The sequence below is a fragment of the Pontibacter lucknowensis genome (genome assembly GCF_900156415.1).
In the GTDB taxonomy this organism is placed as follows: Bacteria; Bacteroidota; Bacteroidia; order Cytophagales; family Hymenobacteraceae; genus Pontibacter; species Pontibacter lucknowensis.
This window is the reverse complement of the sequence record NZ_FTNM01000001.1, coordinates 347,851-363,944: the sequence shown is the minus strand read 5'-3', so window position 1 is coordinate 363,944 and position 16,094 is coordinate 347,851. Positions and strand designations below refer to the sequence as shown.

Genomic DNA, 16,094 nt, shown 5'->3' with positions numbered 1-16,094 from the left:
TCGCTGTGGATAAGTTGGGAGCCTGTGCAGGCGGAAGCTGACAGAGGGATGCAGCCCAAAAGCAGGCGGAGGCTATTTATACCTGTTGCGCTATACCTGAAATGCGAGGGCTATGCCCGGGGTAAATAAAAAAGGTGGTATCGCTACCACCTTCTCTGTTATTTTCTGCGGGCGATCATCAGCCCGTCCCGCACGGGCAGCAGCATGTTCTCTACCCGCGGATCATCCTGCACTTTTTTGTTAAAGTCGAGCAGGGCGGCCGTATCTTCATCAAGCTTTTTACGGTATTTCTCCAGCACCTTGCCGCTCCAGAGCACGTTGTCGGCTATGATGTAGCCACCTGCGCGTACCCGGTCAATCACCAGGTCATAATAAGTGGCATAGTTATACTTGTCGGCATCGATAAACACCAGATCAAAGGTAGCGTCAATGGTCGGGATGATCTCCAGCGCATTGCCGATGTAGTATTTCACGCTTTCGCTCAAGCCTGCCTCTTTGATGTAGCCACGGACCACGTCTTCAAGCTCCTCGTTGATGTCGATGGTGTGCAGCGTGCCGTCTTCCTGCAAACCCTCGGCCAGGCAGAGAGCAGAGTAGCCGGTATAGGTGCCCACTTCCAGAATCTGATTCGGGCGGATCATGTGGGAGAACATGGACAATAAGCGCCCCTGCAGGTGACCCGACAACATGCGCGGCTTCATCACGTTCAGGTGTGTCTGGCGGTTTATCTTGTGCAGCAGCTCCGACTCCGGTGAGGTATGCTCCTCTGCGTATTGCTGTAGCTCTTCGTCTAGGAATTCCATTTTAATTGCTGATTGTTAATTGTTAATTGTTAATGCATAGAAAGGTTCTTTATGTCTCTTTCAACACCTCTTCAGTGGCAACCTTGATAGTTGTTGAAAGTTAAATTGCTGAATTGCTGAACGAGATCAAAACAACAATTAACAATCAGCAATCAACCAGGTACATAATTCAAAAAGCTCAACTTCTCTTCTTGCAGCACATCGTTGGCTATGTCGATCAGGTCCTGGGCTGTCGTGTTCTTGATCTGGTCAAAGATTTCGTTCAGGGTGTCAATGTGGCCCTGGTCGAGTATGCTTTTACCCATCATCATCATCAGGCCCATGTTGCTTTCTTCGGCCATAGCCAACTGGCCCATCAGTTGCTCTTTGGCGGTGTGCAGCTGCAGCGAACCCAGCTGTTTTTCGCGCAGCTTCTTCAGCTCTTTCAGTACGAGAGATGTCGTGCGTTTCAGCTGCTTTTTCTCTGTTCCGAAGTAAATCGACAGCAAACCCGTGTCGATGTAAGTTGCGTAGTTGGCGTCGATGGTATACACCAGGCCGTGCTTTTCGCGTACGGCCAGGTTCAGGCGCGAGTTCATGCCCGGACCGCCCAACAGGTTCACCAGCATAAAGAAAGGTATACGGCGCTCATCGTTGAGGGCATAAGCCGGAGATCCGATCACGCAGTGTGCCTGGGAGATCGGTTTCTCGAATGTTACCGTCTTAGGGATATACTGTTCGAAAACAATGCGTTGGCGTGGCCTGCTGATGTGCGGAATGTCAGCCAGGTACTTCTCGGCCAGTTTTACCACTTTCTCAAACGGCAGGTTGCTCACGGAGCAAAACACGAGCGCCTCAGTGCTCAGGTTGTCTTTGATAAAACGTTGGAAGTCGTCTTTCTTAAAGCCCGATACGCTCTCTTTTGTGCCCAGTATGTTGTTGCCAAGCGGATGGCCGTCGAACACCACATTGTCAAACTCGTCCACGATGGCCTCTTCCGGAGTGTCCAGGTACATGGCCATCTCCTCGAGTATCACACCGCGTTCTTTTTCTATTTCCTTCTCGGGGAAAACAGAGTGGAACGTGATATCAGTGAGTAGTTCGAAAGACTTCTCGAAATGTTTATCGAGTACAGAACTGTAGAAGCAGAGCTTTTCTTTGGTCGTGTAGGCGTTCAGTTCGCCGCCTACCGACTCCAGTCTGTTCAGGATGTGGAATGACTTGCGCTTGGCGGTTCCCTTAAAAGCCATGTGCTCCCAAAAATGGGCCAGACCCAGCTGTTCAGGTTGCTCGTCGCGGCTACCTATGTCCAGGATAAAGCCGCTGTGCGCAATTTTGGTGTGTAGTACTTGTTTGTGAACGATACGAATACCGTTCGGCAATGTATGAATATGATAATCAAGCATTCAGTTCGCAATTAGCCTGCAAAGATACGCAAAATTACCAAAATAGGCCGCCTGCTTCTTGAATGTTAGCGGTCGAGGTTGCGCCCACCGACGTTGATCACAAAGCCCAGTGAAAACACGGAATAGCCTGCCGTAAGCGCCTTGCGGTTGCGCAATCCGAAGTTGCTGCCACTTGTATACTGCAATTGTACTGAAGGGCTGAGCACCATGCGGGTATAGAAAATGGGCTCCAGGAAAATGTTGTCCTCGTTAGGCTGCTCCACCCCGTTGAGCAGGTGTTTGTTCATGTTGACATAGCTCACGCGCAGGGCAGTGCCGTAGTTGAGAGGGTATTCGTTGCCCAGAATCCTTAGTGATTTTTTCTTCTTGGAAGTGAAGTTAACCTGCGTGAAATATTTGCTGAAGCCGGCTTCGCGACGGGTATAGGTCATCACGCCTTCTTTTTCCTCCTTTTCGGTGCGGTCGCTGCTGCCACCGCCAAAGCCGCCGTATACCTCCAGTACACGATTCTGATTCGGCCCGAAAGTAGTAAAATAGCCGGCACCTGCCTCGACCAGGTTGTGACGGAAGTCCCGCTTCTTACGTTCCTGGTTCAGCATAGAGCCGTTCAGCATCACCCCGATGTTGTCGGTAACAGCGTAAGCCGTGTTGAAAGTAATATTGCCCTTCGGTGTAATGTGGCCAGCAGCACTCAGTTCACCCTTCTCGGTAAACATGGGCACATTAGGAACATTGGGCATGTAAGTTGACACACAGCCTGTGGTCAGGAAAAGGAGGGTGAATGCGAGAAGTTTAGCAGAATGTAACAGTGCTTTCATACGGGTAAGCGTGGCTAAAAGAACTGCTAAACTAACGCTCCTGCGGCTAAGAAGAAAAATATTTTTGTTCTTTTCCGTGAAAGGAAGTGCCCGTCTATACCTGCAGCATTCTGACTTTCAAGTCTAGCCGCATTGCCGTAGCTTTGCAGCAGCTTATACCTGATGAAAAAAATTCTGATCATACAGACTGCCTTTCTGGGCGATGTGGTGCTGGCAACCGGCCTGGTAGAAAAAATGCATGCCCACTACCCGGATGCGCAGCTCGATTTTCTGCTTCGCAAAGGCAACGAATCGCTGCTGAAAGGGCATCCACTGCTGCGGCAGGTACTGGTCTGGAACAAGCAGGAAGGCAAGTATAAGAGCCTGCTCCAATTGCTGAAGCAGGTCCGGCAGGAGCGTTACGACCTGGTGGTAAACCTGCAGCGCTTCGGTGCCACAGGTATACTCACCGCCCTCTCCGGTGCGCGGGAAACTGTTGGCTTCGACAAAAATCCTTTCTCACGCTTTTTTACGCGTCGCTATACCCATGACGTGAACTCCGGTACGCACGAGGTGGAGCGAAACCACCTGCTCATCGCCAGCCTTACCGACGAACAGCCGGCCAAGCCCAGGCTATATCCTTCTCCTGAAGATTTTGCCAGGGTGCAGCCATTGAAGCAAGAGCCCTTTATCTGCATGGCACCAACCTCGGTGTGGTTTACAAAGCAGTACCCGCCAGAGCAGTGGGTGGAGCTACTCGATCAGCTAGGCGACAGGTATAAGGTATACCTGCTCGGGGCGCCAGCCGATAAAGCACATTGCGACGAGATCATAAGCAAGACCAAAAACCAGCAGGTAGAAAACCTCTGTGGGCAGCTCAATCTGCTGCAGTCAGCGGCCCTTATGCGCGACGCTGTGCTCAACTACGTAAACGACTCCGGGCCGATGCACCTGGCTTCTGCGCTGGATGCGCCTACCTGTGCCATCTTCTGCTCTACGGTGCCAAGCTTCGGCTTCGGGCCACTGGCAAGCTTCTCAGCTGTGGTGGAGAGGGAGGAGCCACTTTACTGTCGCCCCTGTGGTTTGCATGGGTATAAATCCTGTCCGGAAGGACATTTTAAATGTGCAAAAGATATCCGCACCGGGCAGTTGCTGGAAGTGCTCGCATCATGCACGGCTTAAGGGTGTTGGAACAGTGATTACAATGCGATAGGCGAAGCATTGGGCCTGAACCTACAGCACCTGTTATATTAGGTTTTTTCTATAAAGGTGTTTGGACTTGCGATAAAAGTGCTACATTTGCAGTGCAAGTTCAGTCGGGCCTATAAACCTGACGAACCACAGTGCCAAGCTACTATACCTACAAAACTATGAAATACCAGCCCATCGACAAGGAGCTGTTCTGCCATAACAGACGCAATTTTGTGCGGCAGCTCAAGCCTTCTTCTCTTGCTGTTTTTCATGCTAATGATGTGATGCCGACCAATGCGGATGGCACCATGGCGTTCCGCCAAAACAGCGACCTCTTCTATCTTTCGGGAGTAGACCAGGAGGAAAGCATCCTTTTGCTTTTTCCGGACTCCCGTGACGAGCGCATGAAAGAAGTGCTGTTTGTACGCGAGTCGAACGAGCACATCATGGTTTGGGAGGGATATAAGCTTACAAAAGAGCAGGCCCGCGACACCTCAGGTATAGCCACTGTTCTGTGGCTGAAGGATTTTAAACAGGTATTCAACAGCCTGATGGCCGAAGCCGAGCACGTATACCTGAACACCAACGAGCACCTGCGTGCCGTGGTGGAGGTGGAGACGCGCGACGCCCGCTTTGTTAAGTGGTGCCAGCAGGTATACCCGTTGCACCGCTACGAACGCAGCGCGCCTATCATGCACCAACTGCGTGCGATCAAATCTGAAACAGAAGTAGCCCTTCTCCGCAAATCATGCGATATCACAGAACTAGGCTTCCGTAGACTGCTGCAGTTTATCAAGCCCGGGGTGATGGAGTTTGAAGTGGAGGCGGAGATATACCATGAATTCCTGCGCAACCGTTCACGCGGTCCGGCTTACAGCCCGATCATCGCATCGGGCGAGAATGCCTGCATCCTGCATTACACCGACAACAGCCGCGAGTGCAAAGACGGCGACCTTCTGCTGATGGACTTTGGTGCGGAGTACGCGAACTACGCTGCTGACATGACACGCACTGTGCCTGTGAATGGCAAGTTCAGCAAGCGCCAACGTGAAGTATACGATGCCGTGCTGCGTGTGATGAAAGCCGCTATACAGATGCTGGTGCCCGGCAACTCACTTGATCAGTACCATGCCTTTGTGGGTACCGTCATGGAGAATGAACTGATCGGGCTTGGTTTGCTTAACGAGAGCGATGTGCGTAACCAGGATCCGTCTAATCCGCTATACAAGAAATATTTCATGCACGGCACTTCCCATTATTTAGGACTTGACGTGCATGATGTGGGAAGCAAATACCGGCCTTTCGAGGAAGGAATGGTGTTCACCTGCGAACCAGGGATCTACATAAGAGAAGAAGGAATAGGGGTAAGGTTGGAGAATGATATCCTGATCACCCGTAGCGGGCCAGTGGACCTTATGAAAAACATTCCGCTGGAGGCTGATGACATTGAAAGGCTGATGCAAAAACGCTAATAGCGTACGTAGTAAGGGTTTACATATAACTACTCGCAGCCTTTTTTATTGTATTTACGTTAAAAAACAGATGCTTTGCATTAATTAATGTTGAGCATACAACCTACAGCTCGTAAAGAGGGTTGAAAATATAGAGGTGCGCAATTGTAACTGACAGAAAAAGCAGTGCAAACAGTGCACCGGAGTAGATTTAGAATTTAAGCTGCTAAGGCCATTTTTTTATACTTTAACAAAATGCTTTTGCTTATGGATATAAACTACATCAATGCAACGACTACCCGCCTGACGTATCGAAATATACGTTCCGTCTGTTTTTTTATAGAAATATAAAAAAACTTACCTGAAAATATGTACGTATTGTCATATCAAAATATACTTTTTAAAATTATGCGAAAAACTCTAACGAAACTATTAACAACTGCTTTTGCACTTGTATTCCTGCTGTCTGCCAATACAGAGGTACTTGCGCAAAATGCTGACCAACGGACAAACCTCCAGATTTATGGAAGTGCGCTCCAATATAAAGGTGATTTAGGAAACAACTGGTGGAAAGACAAAATGGGCTGGGGAGGCGGCGTATCGCTGAACCAATACCTGAGCCCTTCTTTTGATGCCGGTTTGCACCTGAGCTACGGTAATACCGAATTCAGCAGATTCGGATCCACCATGGATACCAAAATCGGTATGGCGATGCTCGGCCTTAGACTGAAAATGTATGGCAACATCCTGAAAGAGGATGCCTTTATCGGTCCATACCTGTCAGTTGGTGGTGGTGCTCACTTCGTAAGACCAGAAGGTACTTCGCCAACTGGTGCCTATGAAGACAACTTCATTGCAGGAGCTGCCTTTGGTGGCGCCGGTCTTCGTTTCAGATTCTCTGAAAACATCAGCCTGTTCCTGGAAACAAGAGCTCACTTCACTAGCAACGACCGCTACGACAATATCGAGTCGAACATCAACGACCGATTCCTGCAGCACAACATCGGCCTTGGCATCAACCTGGGCAAAGCTAAGGATACTGACGGTGACGGTGTGCCTGACAGAAGAGACAAGTGCCCGGATACTCCGACTGGCGTACAAGTTGACAAAGATGGTTGCCCTATCGACACGGACGGCGACGGTGTTCCGGATTACCAGGATGAGTGCCCTACTGAAGCTGGTGTAGCTAACCTGGGTGGTTGCCCTGACCGTGACGGTGATGGTGTAGCTGACAAAGATGACCAGTGCCCAGATGAGCCAGGTACTGCTGCCACACAAGGTTGCCCAGACAGCGACGGTGACGGTGTTCCGGATAAAGATGACAAGTGCCCAGACACTCCACGTGGTGTTCAGGTAGGTGCCGATGGTTGCCCGGTTGACTCTGACGGTGACGGTGTTCCGGATAACGAAGACCTTTGCCCTAACTCTCCAGGTACTGCCGAAACGAAAGGTTGCCCTGAGCTGGACGAGCGTACTAAGAAACTGATCGAAGAGAAAGTTCGCTTCGAGTTTGACCAGGCTCGCGTACAGGACGGCTACCGTCAGCTGCTTGACAGCATCGTAGTAGCACTTGAGAAATACCCTGACCACGTACTGTTGATCAAAGGTCACGCTGACCACATTGGTTCAGAAGAGTACAACCAGGCACTGTCTGAGCAAAGAGCACAAGCTGTGAAGGACTACCTGATCCAGCGCGGTGTACAGAACCCAGACCGTTTGGTAACAAGAGGTTATGGTGAGACTCAGCCAATCGTGAAAGTTAATACAAGACTTTCTAAAGCCAGAACTGCAGCAGCCCGTGCTCAGAACCGACGTGTCGGTTTCGAGATGAACACGCCGGATATGCAACTGAATCTGGAGTAACATAATTAGCCGTTAAGGTTAAACGAAAAAGGCCCCGCAGAGCAATCTGCGGGGCCTTTTTGTGTTTGGTGGCTACTTATTGGTTCTTTATTGATGCCTTATCCCAGGGTAAACAGCATTTTGTGGACGCAGAGCCGCACTGTTTTCATAACAGCAATGCCACTTTATTTCATGAACTGTGATTATAAATGAAGCGAGCTATCTTACTTCCTGGAAGCCAGTAGGTATAGTACCGCCATACGGATGGCAACACCGTTTTCTACCTGGTTCAGGATGATGGAGTGATGCGAATCGGCGGCATCGGAGCTTAGCTCTACACCGCGGTTGATCGGGCCGGGATGCATGAGCACGATCTGCTTGTCGAGGCTGTCGAGCATCTTCTTGTCGATGCCATAGTAAAGCGTATACTCGCGCAGGGATGGGAAGTACTTCATTTGCTGGCGCTCCAGCTGAATGCGCAATACGTTAGCTACATCGCACCAGTCAAGGGCTTTGCGGACATCAAACTCCACTTTTACGCCAAGCTCTTTGATATACTTGGGCAGCAGTGTTACAGGGCCGCAAACCATAACTTCAGCACCGAGCTTTTGCAGGGCAAAGATGTTGGAGAGAGCCACACGTGAGTGCAATATGTCTCCAATGATCACCACTTTTTTGCCTGCTACATCACCCAGCTTTTCACGGATAGAAAAGGAATCGAGTAGGGCCTGTGTAGGGTGCTCGTGGGTGCCGTCGCCAGCGTTTACGATGTTTGCGTCTATATGGCGGCTCAGGAAGTGCGGTGCACCCGGGCTGGAGTGACGCATTACGATCATGTCCACCTTCATGGCCAGGATGTTGTTCACTGTGTCGAGCAGGGTTTCACCTTTCTTAACAGAACTACTGCTGGAAGAGAAGTTGATCACATCGGCAGAAAGCCTTTTCTCGGCTAGCTCAAAAGAGAGACGGGTGCGGGTAGAATTCTCGAAAAATACGTTGGCGATGGTAATATCACGCAGCGAGGGCACTTTCTTGATAGGCCGGTTCAAAACATCTTTAAAATTGTCAGCGGTCTCGAAAATGAGTTGAATGTCTTCTGCTGTGATGTCTTTGATGCCGAGTAGATGCCGGACGCTGAGCTCTTGCATGGGTGCTTTATTCTTCGTTTTTGGTCACTAACCAGATATTGTCTTCTTGCGTGTCGGACCCTTGCCACTCTACCAGTACCCGCTGCGATTGCAGGGAGTTGACGCGCCGGCCCACATAAGTTGGCTCAATGGGCAGGTGGCGACTGTAAAGGCGATCGATCAGCACCAGCAGCTCCACATTGGCTGGGCGACCGAATGAAATCATGGCATCCATGGCGGCTCTCACGGAGCGACCGGTGTAGAGTACGTCATCTACCAGGATCACCTTTTTGCCTTCAATCAGGAAGTCAATGTGCGTGGCGTTGGCGGCCAGGGGCGTTTCTCTTCTTCTGAAATCGTCGCGGTGGAAAGTAGTGTCGAGGTAGCCGGTTGGAACAGTGGTACCAAGTATAGCCTTCAGCGTACTTTGAATGCGTTGCGCTACCTGGCGTCCGCGGGGCTGTAAACCGATGATCACGGAATCAGAAAAGTCACCATGGTTCTCGATGAGCTGGTGGCAAAGGCGCATCACCATAATCTCGAGCAACTGGTGGTTAACGATGAGTCTTTTCTGCATGGCCTGGGGGTCTTGGTTGCAAATATAGGATGTTCGGTTGAATTGTTAAATTGTTAGATAGCTAAATGGCTAAATTGTCAGAAACTGATCTTGTTGATGTAGAAGACTGTGCGGTTGGGGCCATTGGGCACACGTATGCGCTGGAAACCGAAGGCGGCAAAATGAGAGCCATACCAGCGGATCAATCCCGGCATATCTGTGGTGAGGATTTTTTCTTCTTTTTCGTAGGGCAGGAGCTCCACAGAAGTTTCCTTATCCGTGAACTTGTTCTGCTCCATCTGGCGGTAGATGACCTTGCCGCGATTAGGGTAGGCCATCACGACGCGTCCATCCGGCAGCCCGGCAACCTCCACGGCATGGGTCAGATCAGGGGTTAGTACATCACGGAGCGGGAAGGTGTTGTCCCACAGCAGGACGCCATCCCGATCAAAGCCCAGGGCAATGGCGTGCGTGCGCTTGTAAGCCTGTGCAACCCGCTCCAGTCCCCTCACCCGACTATCAAAATAGCCACTGCTGCTACGGTACTGTGGGAAGTAAACCTCAGCGGCCAGTACGTATCCGTTAGGTGTCTGGATCAAATCGTGCAGAAGCATTCGGAAGCGCTGTGTTGGCTCCTTGCCGGCAGCAATGCGGGCAAACTCACGTTTGCGGGTGCGCTCTTCACGACGGGGCTTCATGTACTTAAAAAAGTTCTGAAGATCCAGCAGCGAGTAAAACTCACCTTCCACGATTTTGGAGATGACAGGTGCCGTGAAAAAGCCCTGTACAAAGCGAAGATCACGTACCCCATACGTGCCGATGAGCATACGGGAGAGTGTGTCGCCGGGAGTGATTTCAGCGTTGAGCAAACTCTTGTCCTGAGGCTGCAGGATAAAGTAGTTCTGCTGCAGCTTGCCGTCGGAGTCAAAGCTTTTCACCTGCAGGCGCGATATCCGTCGGTTGGTTTCGGCCAGCACCACATCTACACGCCCGTGCACGTGGTCGGTGTGCAGGTCTGAGAAAGAGGACTCGTCGCCGTAGAGTGCGGGCAGCATTACGGGCTGTGGTTTCTCAGGGTCCAGGAATAGCAGGCTTGGCTTTGTGTCGTAGCTGTTGCCGGTGATCAGGAAATGATTGCCGCGCAGTACATTGAGTTCATAGATATACTCTGCCTTTTCGAGCACGACCTCGCTCTTGGTCAGAGCGCCACTGCCCAGGTGGAGCCGCACAAAGGTATAGAGTGTAGGTTTGGCTGCCTGAAAGACGAGATAGGTATAGGGAGCCTCGGTATAGTGGCGTATAAACTCAAACTCAGGCTTCAGGTCGAGCTTGCTTGTCCATACCCGTTCCAGCTGCTCGTCGTATTTTTCCAGCGTGAAATCAGGTTCTTTTGCCCAGTTGTCGGATTTGCGGCTGTAGACAAGCAGGCTGCTGTCTGGCAGGGCCAGCACCTCTACGTGGCTGTTTTCGAGCTCGTAGGGTAGCTCCAGGCGCACAGGCTGGCTAGGCTCCTGGGCCCATAGCAGGGTAGGTGCCAGCACAGCAAAGCAGAACAGCAAAGGGCGCAGGTATAGCATGTTACAATCTCGGGCTGCCGGCTGGCAGAAGGTATAAGGCAGTTAAATGCTTTGTACTCTTTTTTGTAAAGTAACGTTGTGCCTGCGTGCGGCAAGCCGCCCGGATCAGTTGCCCAGGGCGAGCAGCACGTCAAACTCCTCGGCTTTGAGCGGCATCACCGACAGGCGCGACTGGCGCAACAGGGCAATGTTCTCAAGGCGCGAATCATTCTTGATCTGGTCCAGTGTTACGGGATCCTTGAAGTCACGCACGGGCACCAGGTCCACGGCCATCCACTTCGGATCGTCGGCGGTAGGGTCAGGGTAAGCAGGTTTGTCCACTTTGGCCATTCCCACGATGGCTTTTTCAGACACACTATGGTAAAACAGCACCAGGTCGCCGGGCTGCATTTGCTGCAGATTGTTGCGGGCCTGGTAATTACGAACGCCATCCCAGCAGGCACGGCCTTCTTGTACAAATCTGGCCCAGGAATAGGCCTCAGGTTCTGATTTTACTAACCAGTATTGCATGTGTAAGGTATAGGTAAACGAAAATAATTTTCAATTCAAACGGCGTATTATTCCGGCTGGCCGGTTCGCCTCAGGTAAATAGCCATTTCGCCAATGAGTAGTCCGATCAGAAAGCCTCCTGTGAAACTGGCAAAGATACGCGGCACGTAATCAGTGTAGACAATGAAAGATGTAGCGATCAGCAGGGACAGCATGATCATCAGTCTTGTTTTGCGGGACAGGTTGGCGAAGGTATATCTCATTGTTGAAAATTAAGCTTGGTTTTTACGATGGCTGCGTCTTCGCAGGTATAGAGCGGCTTCTCCTAACACGACGGCTAATAAAAGCCCTCCTGCAAAGCCTCTGGAAAAATTTGCCAGACCTTTTGAGTACCCTGCAAAATTATCCGAGTAAGCCATCGCAGCCGCTACGAGTAGCAGCACCGCATAGGTGATCAGGCGTGCTTTAAAGGAGAGTTTCTCTATGGGCTTTTCCATGATGCTCCGTCTTTAGAATGCTAGTCCTGCACATCAGGTGTTATTCTCACTTTCAGCACACTGTCCTTCAGCGACACCACTTCCATGGTATAGCGCTGCTCCGGGTGGCCATTGCCTTGGATGTGTACCAGGATGGTATTCTTGTCTTTGTATTCCCAGATGCCGATATGTTCTTCCAGTCCATCAGCAGGGGCAATTACATACTGTTTGGCCACGCCTTCGGGCTCCAATGCAAAGCCGGTACGACCTCTTGAGGGCGGAAAATCATAGGTGTTGGGGCGGTACACAAGCACCTCATCCTCATCCTCTTCATAAGAGTGTAGCCAGGTTTGGCCCAGGAGTTCGGCCTCTGCCTTTTTACGGCAGGTGTTGGCCAGCAGCATGAGGCACAAAACGCATAACAGCGAAGCGTATTTCATATTTCTTGTTTGTATGCTTCTTTTAGAAAAAGCTAAATATATAGCTAAGATAGGGATTTCCTGCTTTATATAGAAGCCCCATTATATAAAAGGCCGCCGGGAAGTGGTGGCAAAGGTATGGCGGCTTTTTCTATCTTTGTACTTATACACAACACTGCCTTGGAAAATAAGAAAATCATAAAGCTGTTTAAGCTGGCTTCCGAGCTCATGGAGCTGCACGATGAGAATCCGTTTAAGGTACGCTCGTACGTGAACGGTGCCGCTGCGCTGGAACTGGTAGAAGATCCGCTTGAAACTAAAAGTCAGGCCGAACTGGAAGGTATAACAGGGGTGGGCAAGAGCATTGCCGCCCGCGTGATCGAGATAAAAGAAACCGGTTCTTTCACCGAACTGGACCAGTTGCTGTCTGTAACACCACCGGGTGTGGTAGAGATGCTGCGCATCAAGGGCATCGGTCCGAAAAAGGTCCGAAACCTTTGGAAAGAGCTGGGTGCGGAAACCGTGGAGGAACTGCTCGACGCCTGCGAGCAGGACAAAGTAAGCAAGCTCAAAGGCTTTGGCGCCAAGACCCAGGAAAATATCAAACAGGCGCTGCTCTTTACACAGCAGAACCGGGGCAAACTGCTTTTTGCAGAGGCCGAGCCAACTGCCCAGGCTTTGCTGGAGCAGGTGCAGCAAGCCTTGCCGGATGCTGAAGTAGCGCTGGTCGGTGATGTACGCCGTTGCCTGGAGATTATAGAAAAGCTAGAGCTCGTTATCGGCACTGATAAGCCGACAGAAGCAGAAGTTGCTCTGAACAAACTGGACGAGCTGCAGCAGGACGAGCTAAACTCTGGCCCTATGGTATGGCGCGGCAAGCACAGCGTAAGTGGGCTGGCCACCGAAATCCGCTTCGCCAGCCCGGCGAACTTCCAGAACGAACGCTTCATACGCTCTGCTTCCCAGGAGCACCTGACGCAAGTATTTGCAGCTAACAAAAATATGCTGACTGTTGCCCGCGAAAGCAGCCACAGTTCTGAAGAGGATATCTACTCCTCGGCAGGTATGGCCTACATCGTGCCGGAGCTGCGGGAAGGCACCAACGAGCTGCAGCTGGCTATGGAAAACAAGCTGCCGAAGCTGCTGGAACTGGGTGACCTGAAAGGCATCCTGCACAACCACAGCACCTACTCCGACGGTGCCCATACCCTGGAGCAAATGGCGACCTACTGCCGCGACATGGGCTACCAGTACCTCGGCATTTCTGACCATAGTAAGACAGCTGCCTACGCCGGTGGCTTGCGCGAAGGCGATGTGCTGCGTCAGCAGAAGGAAATAGACGAACTAAACCAAAAACTGGCTCCTTTCAAGATATTCAAAGGTATAGAGTCGGACATACTGGGCGACGGTTCCCTGGACTACGAAGAAGACATTCTGAAATCTTTTGATTTCATCGTGGCCAGCATCCACAGCAACCTCAACATGGACGAGCAGAAGGCAACAACCCGCCTGATCACCGCCATCGAAAATCCTTATACTACCATGCTCGGCCACCCGACCGGTCGCCTGCTGCTGCGCCGCGAAGGTTACCCGATCAATCACAAAATGGTAATCGATGCCTGTGCTGCCAACAATGTGATCATCGAAATTAACTCCAACCCCTGGCGCCTTGACATCGACTGGCGTTGGGTAGCTTATGCGCTGGAGAAGGGCGTGATGCTGAGCATTAACCCGGATGCCCACCACACCAGCGGCTATGACGATATGCGCTACGGTGTGCTGGTAGGTCGCAAAGGCGGACTGACGAAAGAAATGACCTTCAATGCGAAGTCAGCGGAGGAAGTGGGAGCTTATTTTAAGGCGCGGAAGGAGAAGATAAAGTAGCGAATGCCGAAAATACTCATTCTCCGTTTTTCCTCTATCGGCGACATTGTGCTGACAACCCCGGTGGTGCGCTGCATTAAGCAGCAGGTGCCGGGGGCAGAGGTACATTACTGCACCAAGCAGGCTTTTAGAGGTATACTGGAGCCTAATCCCTATATCGACAAAGTACATACGCTGAGCGGCAGCCTGGGCGAACTGGTGCAGCAACTCCAGGCCGAGAACTTCGACTTTGTGGTGGACCTGCACAACAACCTGCGCACGCGCATCATTAAAACCAGACTTGGCAAACCATCCAAAAGCTTCGATAAACTCAACTACGCGAAGTGGCTGATAGTGAACCTGAAAGTAAACCGCCTGCCCGACGTGCACATCGTAGACCGCTACCTGGCCGCTGCTGCGCCGCTAGGTATACAGGACGACGGCAAAGGACTGGACTACTTCATACCTGCCGATTCCGAAGTAGACATTAACACGCTTCCGGAAGCTTTCCGGCTAGGGTATACGGCCTTTGCCATCGGGGCACAGCACTATACCAAGCGACTTCCCACGGAGCGCATCATCGAGCTGTGTGCGGAGCTAAAACAGCCAATCGTCCTGCTAGGTGGCAAAGAAGATGCAGTCGTAGGAGAGGAGATCGCTGCTCATTTTAATCAATCAACAATAAGCAATCAACAATCAACAACCATCTACAACGCCTGTGGCAGGTATAGCCTGGCTGGTTCGGCTTCACTCGTCAGACAGGCAAGGCAGGTGGTGAGTCACGACACGGGACTGATGCACATTGCGGCTGCTTTTCAAAAAGACATCATCAGTGTGTGGGGCAATACCATACCTGAGTTTGGCATGTATCCTTTCCGGACTAGGTATAAGGTGCTGGAAGTAAACGGGCTGCCTTGCCGGCCCTGCTCCAAAATAGGGTATAGCAAGTGCCCCAAAGGCCACTTCAAGTGCATGCGCGATATCGATTTCAGTGCCATCGAGCGACAGCCTTTTAAGGTATAAGCCAGGCAAAATATAAACCGGACAGGTACAAACGCAGCATCGCCCGCACAGGTGTAAACTTGTGCGGGCGATGCCGTTTTCAGGTATAGCTATACCTGGAGGTTTGGTTTACTGCAGTGGTTTTACGGTGTAGCCGGCTCTTTGGAGCAACTGCAGCAGGCCGTTTTCACCAGGCAGGTGCATGGCACCAACTGCTATAAAAGTAGACTGCTCTTTCATGATAGCAGGGAGCTTGGTCATCCAATCTTTGTTGCGGTCGTCGGCTATGTAGGTCATGTCGCCACCGCCGGTCAGTTCGTTGTATTCATGCGAAAGCGCCCACATACCTGCCAGGTCTTTGTCAAAGTATAGCTGCACGAGTTTGTCAGACATTTGCATAGCCGTTTCCTTGTTCTTCACATAAGACACCAGTTGCTCAGCCTGCTTATCCAGTGGGTGGTGATTGTAAAGAATGTCAAACTGCTGCTCCATGGTTTCGAGCGTGCTCACTTTCTTTTTGCTTCTTCTGTTGTAGCTGGCAAAGTACATGTCGAGTGGCTGGCCGGTGTATTCTTTCAGAACTTCCATACGCTGGTAGTCTTTCAGGGAAAGCATCAGCAGCAGTGTCATCGGCTTCATTTGGTCGGCCATGCTTAGCTCAAACCCGAACTGGGTCTTTATTTCCTCGTCCACCAATGCGTAATCCTCTTTGCTCAGCAGGTTAGAGAGCTTGTTGTCCGGCATCACCATTTTGGCTCCCAACTGCATCATTTTAGCGGAATCCACCTCTGTTTCCACCACAACACCGCGGCTTTCCATAAAGCGCTCCATTACTTCGGGCACTGTGTTCAAGAAACTTGAGTTAAGCAGGTGATATGTACCGTACAGGTATGATGGCTGCTTCAATCCATTGCCGCTGATCTCCCAGAGCAGTGATTTGGCGGAGGTAACAGGCTGTGCCTGAGCAGTAGTTGCTTTGGCCGGTTTTGATTTAACTTTTTGGGCCTCGCTTAGGGTAGGGGATAGCAGCAGCGCAACTAACAGGATGCAAAGGCTGGTAATTTTGTTTTTGTAATTCATGCTTAATGGTTTAAAATAGAAGTAATATCAATCACA

The 16,094-nt window shown here is 51.0% G+C and carries 16 protein-coding genes; 5 read left to right on the top strand and 11 right to left on the bottom strand.

Annotation, left to right across the window (positions count from 1 at the left end; genetic code table 11):
• Positions 1-158 precede the first annotated feature (158 nt).
• From BW972_RS01600 to BW972_RS01590, 3 genes are all read right to left on the bottom strand, one after another.
• Positions 159-803 (bottom strand): O-methyltransferase, encoded by a 645-nt coding sequence (locus BW972_RS01600; RefSeq protein ID WP_076420635.1) that lies wholly within the window; start codon positions 801-803, stop codon positions 159-161.
• Between the two features lie 152 nt (positions 804-955).
• Complete coding sequence (locus BW972_RS01595) at positions 956-2,188, bottom strand: M16 family metallopeptidase (RefSeq protein ID WP_076420634.1); 1,233 nt, start codon at positions 2,186-2,188, stop codon at positions 956-958.
• A 65-nt stretch (positions 2,189-2,253) separates the two neighbouring features.
• A complete protein-coding gene (locus BW972_RS01590) occupies positions 2,254-3,006 on the bottom strand; it encodes a hypothetical protein (RefSeq protein ID WP_007656215.1) in 753 nt (250 codons plus the stop codon).
• Positions 3,007-3,168: 162 nt separating this feature from the next.
• On the opposite strand from BW972_RS01590, the gene BW972_RS01585 reads away from it, so the two are divergent.
• The 3 genes from BW972_RS01585 to BW972_RS01575 all read left to right on the top strand — a co-directional run bounded on the left by BW972_RS01585 (position 3,169) and on the right by BW972_RS01575 (position 7,490).
• A complete protein-coding gene (locus tag BW972_RS01585; RefSeq protein ID WP_007656217.1) occupies positions 3,169-4,167 on the top strand; it encodes a glycosyltransferase family 9 protein in 999 nt (332 codons plus the stop codon).
• Between the two features lie 188 nt (positions 4,168-4,355).
• Positions 4,356-5,648: an aminopeptidase P N-terminal domain-containing protein gene (locus tag BW972_RS01580; protein WP_076420632.1), complete on the top strand. Its 1,293-nt coding sequence runs from the start codon at positions 4,356-4,358 to the stop codon at positions 5,646-5,648.
• Between the two features lie 387 nt (positions 5,649-6,035).
• Complete coding sequence (locus BW972_RS01575; protein WP_076420630.1) at positions 6,036-7,490, top strand: OmpA family protein; 1,455 nt, start codon at positions 6,036-6,038, stop codon at positions 7,488-7,490.
• Positions 7,491-7,693: 203 nt separating this feature from the next.
• Here the strand turns inward: BW972_RS01575 and BW972_RS01570 are convergent, their stop codons facing one another.
• From BW972_RS01570 to BW972_RS01540, 7 genes are all read right to left on the bottom strand, one after another.
• Positions 7,694-8,617: an aspartate carbamoyltransferase catalytic subunit gene (locus tag BW972_RS01570; RefSeq protein ID WP_007656225.1), complete on the bottom strand. Its 924-nt coding sequence runs from the start codon at positions 8,615-8,617 to the stop codon at positions 7,694-7,696.
• A gap of 7 nt (positions 8,618-8,624) precedes the next feature.
• Complete coding sequence (pyrR, locus tag BW972_RS01565; protein ID WP_007656227.1) at positions 8,625-9,173, bottom strand: bifunctional pyr operon transcriptional regulator/uracil phosphoribosyltransferase PyrR; 549 nt, start codon at positions 9,171-9,173, stop codon at positions 8,625-8,627.
• A gap of 77 nt (positions 9,174-9,250) precedes the next feature.
• A complete protein-coding gene (locus BW972_RS01560) occupies positions 9,251-10,729 on the bottom strand; it encodes a hypothetical protein (protein WP_076420628.1) in 1,479 nt (492 codons plus the stop codon).
• 105 nt (positions 10,730-10,834) lie between these two features.
• Positions 10,835-11,239, bottom strand: coding sequence for an EVE domain-containing protein (locus tag BW972_RS01555; RefSeq protein ID WP_076420626.1), 405 nt, complete (start codon positions 11,237-11,239; stop codon positions 10,835-10,837).
• Between the two features lie 47 nt (positions 11,240-11,286).
• Entirely contained in the window at positions 11,287-11,481 is a 195-nt protein-coding gene (locus tag BW972_RS01550; protein WP_076420624.1) for a hypothetical protein, read from the bottom strand.
• Positions 11,482-11,490: 9 nt separating this feature from the next.
• Positions 11,491-11,715, bottom strand: coding sequence for a hypothetical protein (locus BW972_RS01545; protein WP_076420622.1), 225 nt, complete (start codon positions 11,713-11,715; stop codon positions 11,491-11,493).
• Between the two features lie 20 nt (positions 11,716-11,735).
• A complete protein-coding gene (locus BW972_RS01540) occupies positions 11,736-12,134 on the bottom strand; it encodes a hypothetical protein (RefSeq protein WP_040574118.1) in 399 nt (132 codons plus the stop codon).
• A gap of 117 nt (positions 12,135-12,251) precedes the next feature.
• Here BW972_RS01540 and polX point away from each other — a divergent pair, with 117 nt between their 5' ends.
• Positions 12,252-13,997, top strand: coding sequence for a DNA polymerase/3'-5' exonuclease PolX (polX, locus tag BW972_RS01535; RefSeq protein WP_007656240.1), 1,746 nt, complete (start codon positions 12,252-12,254; stop codon positions 13,995-13,997).
• 3 nt (positions 13,998-14,000) lie between these two features.
• On the top strand, positions 14,001-14,999 hold the full coding sequence (locus BW972_RS01530) for a glycosyltransferase family 9 protein (protein WP_076420620.1): 999 nt from the start codon (positions 14,001-14,003) through the stop codon (positions 14,997-14,999).
• A gap of 108 nt (positions 15,000-15,107) precedes the next feature.
• Here BW972_RS01530 and BW972_RS01525 read toward each other — a convergent pair whose 3' ends face one another.
• The gene (locus BW972_RS01525) at positions 15,108-16,058 is read right to left on the bottom strand and encodes a TraB/GumN family protein (protein ID WP_076420618.1); all 951 of its coding nucleotides are present in this window, start codon (positions 16,056-16,058) and stop codon (positions 15,108-15,110) included.
• Positions 16,059-16,094: the final 36 nt, after the last annotated feature.

What these genes read in the sequence shown, in the direction of transcription:
- BW972_RS01600 (WP_076420635.1), bottom strand. Translation starts at nt 803, where the DNA reads ATGGAATTCCTAGACGAAGAGCTACAGCAATACGCAGAGGAGCATACC.
- BW972_RS01595 (WP_076420634.1), bottom strand. Translation starts at nt 2,188, where the DNA reads ATGCTTGATTATCATATTCATACATTGCCGAACGGTATTCGTATCGTT.
- BW972_RS01590 (WP_007656215.1), bottom strand. Translation starts at nt 3,006, where the DNA reads ATGAAAGCACTGTTACATTCTGCTAAACTTCTCGCATTCACCCTCCTT.
- BW972_RS01585 (WP_007656217.1), top strand. Translation starts at nt 3,169, where the DNA reads ATGAAAAAAATTCTGATCATACAGACTGCCTTTCTGGGCGATGTGGTG.
- BW972_RS01580 (WP_076420632.1), top strand. Translation starts at nt 4,356, where the DNA reads ATGAAATACCAGCCCATCGACAAGGAGCTGTTCTGCCATAACAGACGC.
- BW972_RS01575 (WP_076420630.1), top strand. Translation starts at nt 6,036, where the DNA reads ATGCGAAAAACTCTAACGAAACTATTAACAACTGCTTTTGCACTTGTA.
- BW972_RS01570 (WP_007656225.1), bottom strand. Translation starts at nt 8,617, where the DNA reads ATGCAAGAGCTCAGCGTCCGGCATCTACTCGGCATCAAAGACATCACA.
- pyrR (WP_007656227.1), bottom strand. Translation starts at nt 9,173, where the DNA reads ATGCAGAAAAGACTCATCGTTAACCACCAGTTGCTCGAGATTATGGTG.
- BW972_RS01560 (WP_076420628.1), bottom strand. Translation starts at nt 10,729, where the DNA reads ATGCTATACCTGCGCCCTTTGCTGTTCTGCTTTGCTGTGCTGGCACCT.
- BW972_RS01555 (WP_076420626.1), bottom strand. Translation starts at nt 11,239, where the DNA reads ATGCAATACTGGTTAGTAAAATCAGAACCTGAGGCCTATTCCTGGGCC.
- BW972_RS01550 (WP_076420624.1), bottom strand. Translation starts at nt 11,481, where the DNA reads ATGAGATATACCTTCGCCAACCTGTCCCGCAAAACAAGACTGATGATC.
- BW972_RS01545 (WP_076420622.1), bottom strand. Translation starts at nt 11,715, where the DNA reads ATGGAAAAGCCCATAGAGAAACTCTCCTTTAAAGCACGCCTGATCACC.
- BW972_RS01540 (WP_040574118.1), bottom strand. Translation starts at nt 12,134, where the DNA reads ATGAAATACGCTTCGCTGTTATGCGTTTTGTGCCTCATGCTGCTGGCC.
- polX (WP_007656240.1), top strand. Translation starts at nt 12,252, where the DNA reads ATGGCGGCTTTTTCTATCTTTGTACTTATACACAACACTGCCTTGGAA.
- BW972_RS01530 (WP_076420620.1), top strand. Translation starts at nt 14,001, where the DNA reads ATGCCGAAAATACTCATTCTCCGTTTTTCCTCTATCGGCGACATTGTG.
- BW972_RS01525 (WP_076420618.1), bottom strand. Translation starts at nt 16,058, where the DNA reads ATGAATTACAAAAACAAAATTACCAGCCTTTGCATCCTGTTAGTTGCG.